The organism is Streptomyces sp. NPDC127177, from assembly GCF_042672475.1.
Lineage (GTDB): Bacteria > Actinomycetota > Actinomycetes > Streptomycetales > Streptomycetaceae > Streptomyces.
The window spans coordinates 21205-34719 of record NZ_JBHXUW010000076.1 but is presented as its reverse complement, the minus strand read 5'-3'; the positions used below and the strand labels follow the sequence as shown (position 1 = coordinate 34719).

General features: G+C 72.7%; 14 protein-coding genes and 1 pseudogene. 5 read left to right on the top strand and 10 right to left on the bottom strand.

The features are described 5' to 3' along the window. Positions 1-49 precede the first annotated feature (49 nt). From ACFVJX_RS32340 to ACFVJX_RS32330, 3 genes are read right to left on the bottom strand one after another with little or no spacing between them, the layout of a single operon-like run. On the bottom strand, positions 50-802 hold the full coding sequence (locus ACFVJX_RS32340) for a thioesterase II family protein (protein ID WP_384134829.1): 753 nt from the start codon (positions 800-802) through the stop codon (positions 50-52). A 58-nt stretch (positions 803-860) separates the two neighbouring features. Next, positions 861-1352, bottom strand: a complete 492-nt coding sequence (locus ACFVJX_RS32335) for a hypothetical protein (RefSeq protein WP_384134826.1) — start codon at positions 1350-1352, stop codon at positions 861-863. A 19-nt stretch (positions 1353-1371) separates the two neighbouring features. Next, a complete protein-coding gene (locus tag ACFVJX_RS32330; protein WP_384134823.1) occupies positions 1372-1602 on the bottom strand; it encodes a hypothetical protein in 231 nt (76 codons plus the stop codon). Between the two features lie 185 nt (positions 1603-1787). Here ACFVJX_RS32330 and ACFVJX_RS32325 point away from each other — a divergent pair. Both ACFVJX_RS32325 and ACFVJX_RS32320 read left to right on the top strand, forming a co-directional pair. Next, positions 1788-3951: pseudogene (locus tag ACFVJX_RS32325) on the top strand (prolyl oligopeptidase family serine peptidase). A gap of 73 nt (positions 3952-4024) precedes the next feature. After that, positions 4025-4483 carry a Rieske (2Fe-2S) protein gene (locus tag ACFVJX_RS32320; RefSeq protein ID WP_384134820.1) on the top strand — a complete coding sequence of 153 codons (459 nt, stop codon included), beginning with the start codon at positions 4025-4027 and terminating at the stop codon, positions 4481-4483. Here ACFVJX_RS32320 and ACFVJX_RS32315 read toward each other — a convergent pair. Then, positions 4467-5216, bottom strand: a complete 750-nt coding sequence (locus ACFVJX_RS32315; protein WP_384134817.1) for a cysteine hydrolase — start codon at positions 5214-5216, stop codon at positions 4467-4469. The genes ACFVJX_RS32320 and ACFVJX_RS32315 overlap by 17 nt on opposite strands. Before the next feature lie 113 nt (positions 5217-5329). Here ACFVJX_RS32315 and ACFVJX_RS32310 point away from each other — a divergent pair, with 113 nt between their 5' ends. Continuing rightward, positions 5330-5806 carry a pyridoxamine 5'-phosphate oxidase family protein gene (locus tag ACFVJX_RS32310; protein WP_384134814.1) on the top strand — a complete coding sequence of 159 codons (477 nt, stop codon included), beginning with the start codon at positions 5330-5332 and terminating at the stop codon, positions 5804-5806. 166 nt (positions 5807-5972) lie between these two features. On the opposite strand, the gene ACFVJX_RS32305 is transcribed toward ACFVJX_RS32310, so the two are convergent. Further along, positions 5973-6905, bottom strand: a complete 933-nt coding sequence (locus ACFVJX_RS32305; protein ID WP_384134811.1) for a LysR family transcriptional regulator — start codon at positions 6903-6905, stop codon at positions 5973-5975. 74 nt (positions 6906-6979) lie between these two features. Between ACFVJX_RS32305 and ACFVJX_RS32300 the strand changes: the two genes are divergently transcribed. Continuing rightward, entirely contained in the window at positions 6980-7978 is a 999-nt protein-coding gene (locus tag ACFVJX_RS32300; protein WP_384134809.1) for a DMT family transporter, read from the top strand. A gap of 77 nt (positions 7979-8055) precedes the next feature. On the opposite strand, the gene ACFVJX_RS32295 is transcribed toward ACFVJX_RS32300, so the two are convergent. Then, positions 8056-9387, bottom strand: a complete 1332-nt coding sequence (locus ACFVJX_RS32295) for an aminotransferase class I/II-fold pyridoxal phosphate-dependent enzyme (RefSeq protein ID WP_384134806.1) — start codon at positions 9385-9387, stop codon at positions 8056-8058. A gap of 35 nt (positions 9388-9422) precedes the next feature. Here ACFVJX_RS32295 and ACFVJX_RS32290 point away from each other — a divergent pair, with 35 nt between their 5' ends. Further along, complete coding sequence (locus tag ACFVJX_RS32290; RefSeq protein WP_384134803.1) at positions 9423-10118, top strand: pyridoxamine 5'-phosphate oxidase family protein; 696 nt, start codon at positions 9423-9425, stop codon at positions 10116-10118. A gap of 59 nt (positions 10119-10177) precedes the next feature. On the opposite strand, the gene ACFVJX_RS32285 is transcribed toward ACFVJX_RS32290, so the two are convergent. From ACFVJX_RS32285 to ACFVJX_RS32270, 4 genes are all read right to left on the bottom strand, one after another. Beyond that, positions 10178-11134 carry a DMT family transporter gene (locus ACFVJX_RS32285; protein ID WP_384134801.1) on the bottom strand — a complete coding sequence of 319 codons (957 nt, stop codon included), beginning with the start codon at positions 11132-11134 and terminating at the stop codon, positions 10178-10180. Positions 11135-11291: 157 nt separating this feature from the next. After that, positions 11292-12296 carry a DMT family transporter gene (locus tag ACFVJX_RS32280; RefSeq protein ID WP_384134798.1) on the bottom strand — a complete coding sequence of 335 codons (1005 nt, stop codon included), beginning with the start codon at positions 12294-12296 and terminating at the stop codon, positions 11292-11294. Positions 12297-12428: 132 nt separating this feature from the next. Next, positions 12429-12917 carry a nuclear transport factor 2 family protein gene (locus ACFVJX_RS32275; protein WP_384134795.1) on the bottom strand — a complete coding sequence of 163 codons (489 nt, stop codon included), beginning with the start codon at positions 12915-12917 and terminating at the stop codon, positions 12429-12431. Further along, positions 12914-13456 (bottom strand): Clp protease N-terminal domain-containing protein, encoded by a 543-nt coding sequence (locus ACFVJX_RS32270; protein ID WP_384134834.1) that lies wholly within the window; start codon positions 13454-13456, stop codon positions 12914-12916. The genes ACFVJX_RS32275 and ACFVJX_RS32270 overlap by 4 nt, the downstream gene beginning before the upstream one ends. Between the last annotated feature and the right edge of the window lie 59 nt (positions 13457-13515).

Sequence of the window (13515 nt, the reverse complement as noted above, 5' to 3'; positions counted from 1 at the left end):
ACCCGGAAGGGTCGGGGCCCAAGCCCGTTGCGCAGTGCGGTGTGCGGATTCAGCCGGTGGTACGGGCCGGCCGGCCGGGCACGTGGGCGGCGACGAGCTCCGCGACACGGGGCAGGTGGTCGCTCAGGAAGAAGTGGCCACCGGGCAGCACATGCCGCTCGAAGGGGCCATCGGTCTCCCGCTCCCAGGCCTGCACACCCTCCAGGGAGACCCGGGGGTCGCTGTCGCCGGTCAGCGCGACGACCGGGCAGCGCAGCGGCGGCCCGGGGACGTAGGTGCGTGCGGAGAGCATGGCGTAGTCGGCGCGCAGCGGTGGCAGCGCGAGCTGGAGTATCTCGGGATGGGTCAGCAGTTCCTCGTCCGTGCCGGACAGCAGCCGCATCTCCCCGATGAGGTCCGTGTCGCTGGGCGGATCGGGCAGCCTGGCCGGTCGCGGCAGCGACGGGGCCTCACTGCCGGAGACGAACAGCGTGGCGGGCGGGCGCCCTTCGGCCGAGAGCCGGCGCGCCGTCTCGAACGCGAGGAGCGCGCCCATGCTGTGGCCGAACAGCATGAGGGGCCGGCCGCCGCTCGCGGGGAGCGAGGCCAGCACGGCGTCCACGACATCGCCGAGCCGTTCGGCGAACGGCTCGGCGAGGCGGTCGTGTCTCCCGGGATACTGCACGACCTGTGCCTCCACCGACCCCGCGACCTCGGCCGCGAGCGGATGGTAGCTGCTGGCCGAACCGCCTGCGTGCGGGAAGCACAACAACTGCGCTCCGGCGTCGGGGGCCGGGCGGAAGCACCGTATCCAGTTGTTCACAACATCCCTTCTCTCGTGCTCGGTCCGGTCGGCGACCGGCTCAGTGAACGATCCTCGCTCACTGAGCGGCGGCGATCCAGCTCTCCAGCTGATCACGGGTGGTCGCCGGGTCCGCGACGAGAACGGCGAGTTCGTCGTCGCGGGGTTCCAGGGTCGTCAGGGCGGGGCAGCGGTGGCAGGCCTCGACACCGACCTGGTTCCACCACTTGCAGTGCGGGCGGAGGTGGCACCGTGGCACGGCGGCCGGGACGGAGCCGGCCGGGACGGTCGTGATGCGTTCGATCAGCCCGCAGGCCTCACCGACCCGGTTCGCGCAGTCCGACACACAGTGCGAGGCGAACCGGAGCACCCGGTTGGGTGCGATGCCTTCCGGGATGGCCCCGAGAACGTCGGCGGCCGGTACGGGCTCGGCCAGGTAGACGACCTGGTCCCGATCCCCGGACCGTACGCCGAGGACGACTGACTCCGGGCTGCTCGCATCGCCGCTCGGACACCATCTCAGGGGAGTCTCCTGCCCGTCCCCGGCAGGGTTCGCGGTGCTGCTGTCCACGGTGCTCACCTCCTATTCGTCAGCAGGAAAGCGTCGAAGGAGCACTGCTGACCACCCTGCCGCCCACGACGCCCACGGTCACGGCGCCCTTCTCCTGCTCGACGGCCACGGCCTGGGCGATGCTCTTGGCGAGCTGCTCCTGGCTGGTGATCCGCTCCGGACGCTCGGCCGCGTTGGCGGTACCGCTCACCGTGACGAGACCGGCGACGAGTGCGGCGGCGGCGGCCGCGGTACGCATGCTGTTGTTCATCCCTGTCCTCCATGAAGTCAGCTGTCACTTACAGGAGTTGACCGTAGGGTCGGCCCTGCTGCGCGATCGGCAGTTGCGGCGGCATCTTCGGGCGGCAGCGTGTGCGGAAACTGCCGCCACGGCTACCGGCCGGGCGGGCCGGACTCCGGTCGGCCGCTGCGAACGAGAGCTGTCATGGTGTCGGGATGACTCCTCCCTTCGACGCACCGGCCGATTCCCTCGCGAGCGCCGCCGAACGCTTCCCCGCCCAGTTCGCCCGCACCCGGCGTTTCTCGCTCGGGGTGCCCCGGCAGGTGACGGTCTCGCCCGACGGCGAGCGGGTGCTGTTCGTGCGCGGCACATCGGGCACCGACCAGGTGAGCCGGCTCTGGCTGTACGAGAACGGCGAGGAGCGGATGCTCGCCGACCCGCTCGGGCCCGACCTCGCGGAGGGGGCACCGGGCGAGGTTCCTCCGGAGGAGCTGGCGCGGCGCGAGCGGGCCAGGGAGGCGTCGTCGGGCGTGGTCTCCTACGCCACGGACGCGGCGGCACTGCTCGTGGCCTTCGCGCTGGGGGGCGCGCTCTGGGTGGTGCGCACCGACGGCGGTGCGCCGCGACGGATCCCGACGGCCGGGCCGGTCGTGGACCCGCGCCCCTCTCCCGACGGCTCCGTGATCGCGTACGTGTCCGGCGGCGGGCTGCACACCGTGCGGACCGACGGGACGGCGGACCGCCTCCTCGCGGGGCCGGACGGCGAGCAGGTGACGTACGGGCTGTCCGACTACGTGTCGCAGGAATCGATCGGGCGCTCGCGCGGCCACTGGTGGTCGCCGCGCGGCGATGCGCTGCTGGTGGCCCGGTCGGACACGGCAGAGGTCCGGCGCCGCTACATCAGCGATCCGGTGGACCCGGAGCGGCCGCCCCGCGTGGTGCCCTATCCGGCCGCCGGCACGCCGAACGCGAAGGTGTCACTGCATCTGGTCCGGATGTCCGGGGAACGGACCGATGTCAGGCTGCCCGGACAGGCCGGCGGGGACCACCCCGAAGGGAAGTGGACGGCCCGGGACTTCGAGTACGTCGTGTCGGCGTGCTGGGACGACCGGGGGCCGTTGGTCTCCGTGCAGACGCGCGACCAGCGGTCCGTCCACGTCCTGGAGGTGGACGAGCGGTCGGGTACCACCCGCACGTCGAACCGGACCCATGACGCGGCCTGGGTGTCGCTACGGCCGGGCACACCGCTGCGTCTGGCGTCCGGCGCGCTCGTCGTCGCGGCCCGCCCGGGGGGCGACACCCAGGGCCTGGACATCGGCGGCACCCCGACGCCGCCGGGGCTGGAGGTCCGGGAGGTGATCGGCGCGGCGGACGGGCGGGTGTACTTCACCGCGAGCGAGGAACCGACCGAGATCCATGTCTGGTCCTACAAGCCCGACGCACCCGATGAGGGTTTCGTACGGGTCAGCGGCGCACCCGGTGTGCACACGGCGTCCGTGGGCGGTCCGGCGGTGGTGCTCGACAGCCGCACTCCGGACGGCCATACCCTGACGGTGCTGCGCGACGGTGCCCAGGTGGGCCGGATCGCGGTGCTGGCGGAGGAACCGCTCATCGTCTCTCGGCCGCCGGCCCTGAGGCTCGGCGGGCGGGAGTTGCGCGCCAGGCTCCATCTGCCCTCCTGGCACCGGCCGGGCGACGGCCCGCTGCCGGTGCTGCTCAGCCCCTACGCGGGCCACGGCATGCAGATCGTGCTGGAGGCTCGGGCGTGGTGGCGCGGTCGCCCAGTGGTTCGCCGAGCAGGGCTTCGCGGTCCTGGTGACCGACGGGCGGGGCACGCCCGGACGGGGCGAGGCCTGGGAGAAGTCGGTGCACGGCGACCGTCTCACGGTCGTTCTGGAGGACCAGATCGAGGCCTTGCACGCGGCGGCCGTACTCCACCCCGACCTGGACCTGACGCGGGTGGCGATGCGGGGCTGGTCGTTCAGCGGCTACTTGGCGGCGGCGGCCGTACTGCGCCACCCGGAGGTCTTCCACGCCGCGATCGCGGGTGCGGCTTCGGTCGACCGGCGGCTCTACGACACCCATTGGGAGGAACGGTTCCTGGGCCACCCGGACGTGTTTCCGGAGAACTACAGCCGCAATTCCCTCCTGGCCGAGGCCGGCGCCCTGACCAGGCCACTCATGCTGGTCCACGGTCTTGCCGATGACAATGTGGCCGTGGCTCACACGCTGCGGTTCTCCGCAGCGCTGCTGGCCGCCGGCCGGCCGCATACGGTGCTGCCGCTGTCGGGCGCGGGCCATCTGGTCAGCCAGGAGGAGACGGCGAGCAACCTGTTGCTGCTGGAGCGGGAGTTCCTGAGGAAGTCCCTGGGGCTTTGAACACGGGGTGCCGGCTGCGCGTACCCCTGGACGAAGCGCCGGAGCCAAGTACACCGTGGAAGGGAAAGCCAGCATGAGCACATCGCAGGACCGCGAGGTCCGCCTCGGACGCCGGACCGTCGTCACAGCGGCCGGCGCGGTCTCCGTAGCCGCCGTACTCACCGCGTGCGGCGGTTCGAAGGAGGAGGCTGCGGGTTCCGGTGTCGTCGAGCAGACCGGTGACAGCGGGGCGGGCGGCGGTGGCGCCGTCCTGGCGAAGACCGCCGATATCCCGGAGGGCGGCGGCAAGATCTTCACGGAGCAGGGGGTCGTGGTGACGCAGCCGACGGCCGGTGAGTTCAAGGCGTTCTCGTCGAAGTGCACGCACATGGGCTGTGCGGTCTCGAGCGTCGCGGAGGGGACCATCAACTGCCCTTGCCACGGCAGCAAGTTCGACGTGGCGACGGGTGACGTGAAGACGGGACCCGCCACCGAGCCGCTGCCCGCCACCCCGATCAAGGTCGACGGCGACTCGATCAGCCTCGCCTCCTAGGTGTTTTGAACGCGGCGCCGTCCGCCCGGATGGCGGGCCCCGCGGAACTCCCGGGACACGCCCCACCTCCTGTGGTCGCACTGCTGTCGCCACCCCTGGGACGTCCGCGCAGCCAGCAGCCGAGCAGATCGTCCGTGGTGGCGACGGTGGCGACCAGGGCGAGGGTGTTGCGGATCATCGCGGGGGTGTAGTCGGCGGGCACCCCCGCGATGGCATCGGACGGCACCACCGCCGTGTAGCCGAGGTTCACCGCGTCGAACACCGCGTTGGGAATGGCCACGTTGGCCGACACCCCGGTGACGACGAGCGTGCGGCAGCCGAGATTACGGAGCAGCGCGTCCACGTCCGTGCCCGCGATCGGCGACAGTCCGTGCAGTCTGCGGACGACGATGTCCTCGTCGGCCACCTCGATCGGCTCGGCGATCCGTACCGCCGTGGTGCCGGAGTGCTGCTGCACGGGGAGCCGCCCGGCGGCGCGGAAGAGCCGGGCGTTGCGGTTGGCACCGCGGCCGTCGGGGCGTCGCTCGGCCACGGCGTGCAGCACCTGGATCCCGGACTCGTGGGCGGCGGCGACCAGCCGGGCCACATTGTGCAGCGCCCCCGAGGACCTGGCCTCCTTCGCCAGTTCCGGCAGCGCGCTGCCGGGCCCCACCACACCCTGCTGGCACTCCACCGTCAGCAGGACGGTCGAGGCCGGATCTGTCTGCTCGGCGAGCTGTTCCCTGGACGGCACTGCGGGCCCCTCTCGGCGACGGAACGGGCGCGCGAGGCTAACCTCCATTGCGCGACGAGGGAAGAGGCCCCATGATTCCTGACACATAGTCAGCTATCAGGAGGGGGCTTCCCATGGCCGTCATTCAGCGACGGGGCCGCCGGATCATGATGACGGACGAGGAACGCGACACCTACCTCGCCGAGCAGCGCACCTGCCGGGTGGCCACCGTCGGCGCGGACGGCCGCCCGCACGTCGGGGCGCTCTGGTTCTGCTGGGACGGCACCTCGCTGTGGCTCTACTCGATCACCCGGAGCCTGCGCTGGTCGCAGCTGCGCCAGGACCCGAGGATCGCCGTGGTGGTGGACGACGGAGTGGAGTACGGGGAGCTGCGCGGCATCGAGCTGTCCGGCGACGCGGTGTTCGTCGGCGAGGCACCGCGTACCGGTGAGCCCTGCCCCGAACTCGCCGTGCCCGAGCAGCTGTTCGCGGCGAAGTACTTCGGCATGGAGGTGATGCCGCACGACGGCCGGCACGCGTGGCTGCGGCTCACCCCGCAGTCCGTCACCTCCTGGGACTTCGGCAAACTCGCCGCGCTGCCGGGCATCTGACGATCCGCCTGGGGACGGGGACCGACGGAGGTACTGCGGCAGGTGGGGGTACTACTGCGGCAGGTCTGGACGCTGCGGCCGACGGGTTAATGCGGCAGGTCCGGGCACTGCGGCCGGTGGGGGTACTGCGGCCCATGGGACACCCCCGCCTCCCGCCGGCGGCGGCTCACCTCTGCCCCTGCCTGTTCCCCAACGGCTCGTCCAGCTCCCGGCCCGCCTCCTTCAACGCCGCGACCGCCGCCCTGATGGACGGCCGCCGGTCCGCGTCCACCCGCCACACGGCGTGAACATGACGTCGCATCTTCTGCCGTACGGGCACCAGCGCCACCCCCTCCGGCACCGGACCCCGGCCCAGCCTGGGTGCCACACAGACCCCCATTCCCGCCGCGATCAGGGCGAGTTGGGTGTGATGCTCACGCGCGAGGTGGGCGATACGCGGTTCGATGCCCTTGGCCCGCAGGGTGAACATCAGCCACTCGTAACAGAATTCACCCTCGGGCCAGGACACCCAGTCGTCGTCGGCGAAGTCCTCCAGATCCACCTCGGCCCGGCCGGCGAGCGGGTGCCCGGCCGGCATGGCGACGTCCGGGGCGTCGTCCAGGAGCTGCGCCATGGCCAGACCGCCCGGCACGGGCAGCCGCTTGTTGCTCCAGTCCAGCACCACGGCGAGGTCGATGTCACCCCGGAAGACGGCGTGGATCCCGGCCTCGGCCTCCATCTCCTGGGTACGCACCCGGAGCTCGGGGTGGTCCGTGCGCAGGGCGAGCAGGGCCGACGGGAAGAGCCCGCGCGCCGCCGTGGGGAAAGCGCTCAACCGGATCTCGCCCACCACCTCGCCCCGCTGCGCCTCGATGTCGGACTGCGCGAGTTCGACCTGGGAGAGGATCCGGGCGGCGTGGTCGGCGAGCAGTTGTCCCGCGTCGGTGAGCCGGATCCCGCGGCCGTTCTTCGCGAGCAGCTGCTGACCCACCTCACGCTCCAGCTTGGCCATCTGCTGCGAGACTGCCGACGTCGTGACGTGCAGCCCCTCGGCGGCGCCGCTCACCGAACCGAGCCGGGCGAGGGCATCCAGGGTGCGCAGGCGCTCCAGGTTCAACATGTAAGCGATGCTACGCGAAGAGACGCACAAACTCTCACTTGTGCTAAGAGATCGCATTCGTCATCGTGGAACCCATGAGCGCACCGCCCGCACCGATCGCATCCGTGCCGACCACCCCCTCGACCCCCTCCCCCGCGGACCCGGGCCCGGCCCGCCGACCGGCCCTGGACTGGCGGCTGCGTTTCGCGGCGCTCTCGCTCATCTGGGGGTTCAGCTTTCTCCTGATCAAGGTCGGGACCGACGGGTACGCCCCGTTCCAGGTCACTCTCGGCCGGCTGCTCTCGGGCACCGCGGTGCTGGCCGTGGCCATGGCGGTGAAGCGGGAGCGACTGCCGCGCACCGCCCGCACCTGGGGTCATCTGGCCGTCGCCGCGTTCTTCCTCAACGCGCTGCCGTTCTCGCTGTTCGCGTACGCCGAACTGTCCATCCCCTCGACGCTGGCCGGCATCTGCAACGCGACCTCACCGCTCTGGGGCATGGCGCTGTCACTGGTCGCGCTGTCCGAGGACCGGCCGACCCGCCGCCGGGTGGCCGGTCTCGGGCTCGGCTTCCTCGGGGTACTGACCGTGCTGGGTGCCTGGCAGGGCTTCTCGGGCCTCGACTTCACCGGTACGGCGATGGCTCTGCTGGCCTCGCTCAGCTATCCGGTCGGCTGGATCTACGTCCGCCGGACGCTGGCGGGCAGCGGCTCGTCGGCCCTCACGCTCACGGGCAGCCAGCTCTTCCTGGGCACGTTGCAATTGGCCCTGGTGACACCGCTGTTCACCTCGGCCCCGACGGGTTTCCCGCTGCTGCCGACCTTGGCCGTGGTGGCTCTGGGGGCCCTCGGCACAGGACTCGCCGTGCTCCTCCAGTACGGGCTGGTCACCGAGGTCGGGCCGACGACCGCGCAGATGGTCACGTATTTCATCCCGGTGATCGCCACGGCCGCCGGAGTCACCGTGCTCGGCGAACAGCTGAGCTGGAACACCCCGGTCGGCGCACTCGTGGTCCTTGCGGGGGCCGCACTGACCCAGAGCAGGCCCCGCGCGGCCCGGACGGCCGCACGGGCAGCCGCCTCCGTCCGCGGGTAGGGCAGTTCGTCCGGATCCGGGCCCCAGCGGGCCGGGCCCGCGTTGGACGGGAGCCCGGGGCGTGTCGCGGTCGGGGCTCAGCCGTAGCTCAACGGCCGGGCGGGCCCGGCCGCCGCCGCCACCGCGTCCGCCAGCGGTCCGATGTCCGTGTCATCGAGCGGCGACACGGTGATCCGGATCCCCTGGGGCGCGGACATCCGGAACCGGGCCCCGGGCGCCACTGCCCAGCCCGCGTGCAGCAGCCGCGCCACGGCCCCGGTCTCGTCGCTCACCGGGACCCACACGTTCATCCCGCTCCGGCCGTGCGCCTCGACACCCCGGGCCTCCAACGCCCGCACGAGCGCGTCCCGGCGATGGGCGTACGCCCGGGCCACCTCGAGCGGATCCACGGCGCCCGAGGTCCACAGGTGCACCATCGCCCGTTGCAGCAGCCGGCTGACCCAGCCGGGCCCCAGCCCCTGCCGCCCCGACACCCGGTCGGCCGTGACCGCGTCACCCGTCAGCACGGCGACCCGCAGATCCGGCCCGTACGCCTTGGCCACCGACCGCACGACCGCCCAGCGGTCCGTGGCACCCGCCAGGGTGTGCAGCGGCAGGTCGACGATCGCGTGACCGTGGTCGTCCTCGATCAGCAGCACACCCCGGTACCCCGCGAGCACCGCACGCAGTTCGGCCGCGCGCCCGGCACCGATCACCGCTCCGGTCGGATTCTGCGCCCGGCCGGTGACGACGACCGCACGGGCGCCCGCCTTCAGGGCCGCGTCCAGAGCGTCCGGCAGCGGCCCGTCGTCGTCGAGCGCCACCGGGACCGGACGCATGCCGAGCGCCGGTACGAGATCCAGCAGGCTGCCCCAGCCCGGGTCCTCGACGGCGACCGCGTCGCCGGGTCTGAGATGGGCGGCCAGCACCCTTTCGATCGCGTCGAGCGATCCCGAGGTGGCGATCACCGGCCCGGCCGGAACGCCGTCGGCGTCGAACGCGCTCCGTGCGAGCGCGGCGAACTCCGGGTCCACGGGCGCCTGCGCGTACATCCCGGGCGCCAGCGCGTACGCCTCCGTGACCGCGGCGAAGGCCTCGCCCAGCGCGGGCAGCAGCGCCGGGTCCGGATTCCCCTTCCCCAGATCCCGCACCCCGGGCGGCGCCTCGACCCGCAGCGATCCACGCGCGGTGCTCGCGGGGCGGGGGCGCACCCTGCTGCCCCGCCGCCCGGCGGTCTCGATCACCCCGCGCTCGCGCAGGATCCGGTAGGCAGCCGCCACCGTATTGGGATTCACCTCCAGCAGGGCTGCCAACTCACGCATGGGTGGCAGCACTTGGCCGGGAGCCAGCTCTCCCGAGCCGACCCCCTGCTCCACGCTGGCGGCAATTTCCGATGCACGCCGTCCGACGATCCGATACTCTCCTAGCACAAAGAAGAGTATGCACTAGTGCAATGGAGTACGCAATGCCGGACACCCAACCGCCGCAGACCACGGGCCCGGACGACGCAGCCGCCTACGAACCGACCGCACGCACCGTACCGACCCGCTCCCGCGAACGGGCCGCCTACGACCGTGAACAGATCCACTCGATACTCGACGAGGCCTACGTCTGCCACCTCGGCTTCGTGCGCGACGGCACCCCCGTCGTCCTGCCGACGCTGTTCGGCCGGGTGGGCGAGCGGCTCTACGTACACGGCTCCACCGGTTCCCGCCCTCTGCGGACGGCGGGCGGGAGCCCCGCAGGCCTGGCCGTGTGCCTGACGGTGACACATGTGGACGGACTGGTGCTGGCCCGTTCCGCCTTCCACCACTCGCTCAACTACCGCTCGGTGGTGGTCCATGGTGTCGCGCACGCGGTGACCGACCCCGAGGAGCGGCGCGCCGCGCTCGACGCGATCGTCGAGCAGGTCGTCCCCGGGCGCTCGGCGGACTCACGGCCTGCCGACGAGAAGGAACTGGCGGCCACCGCGGTGCTCCGGCTGGATCTGCGGGAGGTGTCCGCGAAGGTCCGCACCGGCGGCCCGAACGACGATTCCGAGGACCTCGCACTGCCCCACTGGGCGGGTGTCGTTCCGCTCACCAGCGGCTTCGCCGACCCGGTGCCCGCGGCCGACCTCGATCCCGCCGTCGCGGTCCCCGGCTATCTGAAGGCGCTCTGAGCCGACCCGGAGTGGTGAGCGGGCCCGCACCGGACCGGTGCGGGCCCGCCACCCGGCGGTCAGACCTGGACGGCCGCCTCCCGGCGGGCGTGTGCGGCGCCGCGGGTCTCGGCCACGGCCAGCCCGGCCACCGCCGTGAGCAGCAGCAGCGTCCCGGCGACGGTGGCCGCGGTGAGCTGTTCCCGGAGCACGACGACGGCGATGACCGCCGCGCTCACCGGTTCGAGCAGCATGATCACCGACACCGTCGCGGCCCGGACCACGGCCGCCCCCGCGAAGTAGAGCGCGTAGGCGAGCGCGGTCGGGATCGCCGCCACGTACACGAGGAGGGTCACCACCTGCGCGGCGTGCGCGGTGTGCGGCACGATCCCCTCACCGGCCGCCCACGGCAGCAGGAGCACGGACGCGATGGCGAACGCCCAGGCGCTGGTGGAGAGCGCGTCCGTACCGCCGCCGTCGCGGCCGAGCCAACGGGTCAGCAGGGTGATTCCGGCATACCCGGCGGCGGAGAGCAGGGCCAGCGCGATACCGGCGGGCCGCACCGTACCGGCGTCGCCGCCGAGCACCAGTACGGCAAGCCCGGCCAGGGCTCCCGCCACGGCGGCGATCCCGCCGCCGCCCAGCCGCTCACCCATGGTCAGCCGGGCACCGACGGCGATGAGGACGGGCCCTGCCCCGAGTGTGACGACGGTCCCGACCGCGAGGCCGGTGAGCTGGACCGCGGCGAAGTACGCGGTCTGGAAAACGGTGAGCCCCAGGCCCGTACCCACGATGCGCAGCAGCCGACGCCGCCGGGGCTCGGCGGCCGCGGCTCCGCGTGCGGGCCGCAGTGCCAGCGCGGCGAGCAGGAGTACGAGGCCGCCGGCGCAGCGCCAGAACGACAGGGCGAGTGGGCCCAGGTCACTGACCTCGAAGATCAGTGAGGCGGCGGCACCGGCGGTGCCCCAGGCCACTCCGGCGATGATCAGGTAAAACAGGCTCCGCCCGACGGACAGGCCGGAAGCAGGATTCGACACGTGACTTCTCCAAGGAAGACGGGAGGTGGTCGCTCGGCTCCGCACGCGGGCAGCGACGAACCGCTCGGGGACTGCCCCGAGCCCGGTCTTCGTCAGATGTGGCCGCCCGCTCTAGGCGGCGGGAGGCGGAAGCACCGTCGAATGCATGATCGCGACCCTACGTGGCAGCTCGGCCGGCGGACAACTCCCCCTCGTATCCGGCGGGCTCACCGCCCCGGCCCGACGCGACCGGCCCCGAGGGCGCCTTCGGTGTCGACGACTGCGCGATGAAGGCACCGAACAGCACCAGGAATCCCCCGATGAGCTGCGGGGCCGCCAGATGTTCGCCGAGCAGTACCCAGGCGAGGACGGTCGCGATGACCGCTTCCAGGCAGGCGACGACGCCCGCGACCGCCGGGGACAGCAGGCGCACCGAGATCACGCCGGTGACGTACGCGATCACGGTGGCGAGCAGCACGATCCAGACGAGCAGCAGCCAGGCGGGCACGTCCGCGCCGTTCATCGTGGTGCCTCCGCCGAGCAGGGACCAGTCCATGCCCCACGGCCGGGCCACCACGGTGAGGACGGCGGCACCGATCAGCAGGCCGTAGGCGATGACCCCGACGGGGTGCGGAGGTTCGCCGCCCGCCGCGGACTCGCCGCTGCCCGGGTCGGAGAGTACGAAGTAGCCGACCTGACAGCAGGCGGCGCCCAGCGCAAGCAGCAGCCCGACGACGTCGAAGGTCAGCCCGGCCCACACCTCGACGACGCACGCGAGTCCACCCACCGCGAGGACCACGCCGACTGCCGCCGCACGGGTCACCGGTCGGCGCTGGACGAAGCGCACCCAGCCGAGGACGAGGGCCGGCGCGAGATATTCGACCAGCAGGGCGACACCGACCGGAATACGGGAGATCGCCGCGAAGTAGCAGGCCTGGACGCCTGCGACGGCGAGCAGACCGAAGCCGAGCAGCAGCACGGGCCGGCTGCGTACCAGAGCGCGGTGGTGCCAGGCCACCGGCAGCATGACGAGCGCGGCGCCCGTCACCCGGAGCCACACCACGTGGAGCGGGTCGAGACCCGCCTCGATCAGCGGCTTGGCAGCCACTCCGGAACCGCCGAACGCGAAGGCCGAGGCGAGGGCGAGTCCCAGGCCGGCGCTTCTTCCCCGTGACGCGTGCATCGGCACATCATGACAGCTGACGTCAGGAGCGTCATCCCCGTGACGCCTGACGCGGGTAACACTCCGATGTCACTCCCGCCCCTGACACACGCGCCCCGGCCGCGTGCGGTCGCGGGACCGGCAGCGCACCCCTTACCCGCCGTGCGTTCCGGCGCCCGACGCACCCGCACGCGCCACCGCGAGCCCGTCCGTGTGGTCGCGCACCCGCGCGATCAGGCCGTCCCCTACATCGATGATCAGCAGCCCCGGAATCGGGGCCCACGCTCCCCCGGCCGGCTCCACCACGACGACGTGCTCGGCGACGACGCCGTCCGGATCGGTGGTCCCGTGCACGAAGACGTCTCTGATCGCGAAGACGCGAAGGGGGCCGGCTCCCCAGGCCGCACGGTAGGGCGCGCCCCCCTCGCGGCCCGAGAGGGACGGAGAGAAGCCAGGAGCGGTGAACGGGAACTCGTGCACCGCGTCCACGGCGTCCACGGCGTCCACGGCGTAGGGATCCGCCAGATCGTCCGCGCCGGGGCTCGACGCCCCGCGCGACATCCCCGCGGAACGCGTCGGCGCCCCCGCTCCGGCCGGCCCCCGCCGCTCCGGCACAGCCGCGGGACCGAGCACGGCGGTCACTCCCGGCCGGAGTCCTCGACGATCCGGTCCGCGAGCAGCGCCGCGTCGACACCTGCCCGCTCCAGTACTTCGACGGCCCGGCAGTGCCGGTCCGCGGCCAGCGCGGCGAGCAGATCGAGGCCGCCGGCCCGCTCCTGGCCACGGAGTGCCGCGCGCCTGTGCGCGTCCTCCATCGCGGAGGCCGCGGAGGGCGACCAGCCCTCCACGCCCGCGTCCGGCGCGTCCGACACGACCGCGATCGCCCCGGAGTCCTCGACCGCGCCCTGCCAGCGGAGCCCGTAGCCGATACTGCGCTGGACGAGGTAGCCGAGCACCCTGGCCAGCTGCGGTCCGCCGTCGAAGGCGGTACGGACCTCGGGATCCGATTCGATCAGGGAGTGCAGCAGATGAGCCGTGTCGATCTGCTGGTCGCCGTCGCGCAGGGCCCGCCGGCGCGCACCCGTCACCACGGCGGCGAGCGCCGCGGTGAGCCCGGCATCGGTCTCGGCACGGTGGTTCGGTGCGGGTTGCTGAGGAATCCGCGGCGTCCGGTTCTGCACCATCCCACCTCATCAGCCCGGACGGGCCGGAACGTCCCCGGAGAGGCCCATTGACGCAT

Excerpts from the sequence above, each read along its gene's own strand:
- ACFVJX_RS32330 (WP_384134823.1), bottom strand. The coding sequence starts at position 1,602 with ATGAACAACAGCATGCGTACCGCGGCCGCCGCCGCCGCACTCGTCGCC.
- ACFVJX_RS32320 (WP_384134820.1), top strand. The coding sequence starts at position 4,025 with ATGAGCACATCGCAGGACCGCGAGGTCCGCCTCGGACGCCGGACCGTC.
- ACFVJX_RS32310 (WP_384134814.1), top strand. The coding sequence starts at position 5,330 with ATGGCCGTCATTCAGCGACGGGGCCGCCGGATCATGATGACGGACGAG.
- ACFVJX_RS32280 (WP_384134798.1), bottom strand. The coding sequence starts at position 12,296 with ATGCACGCGTCACGGGGAAGAAGCGCCGGCCTGGGACTCGCCCTCGCC.
- ACFVJX_RS32290 (WP_384134803.1), top strand. The coding sequence starts at position 9,423 with ATGCCGGACACCCAACCGCCGCAGACCACGGGCCCGGACGACGCAGCC.
- ACFVJX_RS32300 (WP_384134809.1), top strand. The coding sequence starts at position 6,980 with ATGAGCGCACCGCCCGCACCGATCGCATCCGTGCCGACCACCCCCTCG.
- ACFVJX_RS32305 (WP_384134811.1), bottom strand. The coding sequence starts at position 6,905 with ATGTTGAACCTGGAGCGCCTGCGCACCCTGGATGCCCTCGCCCGGCTC.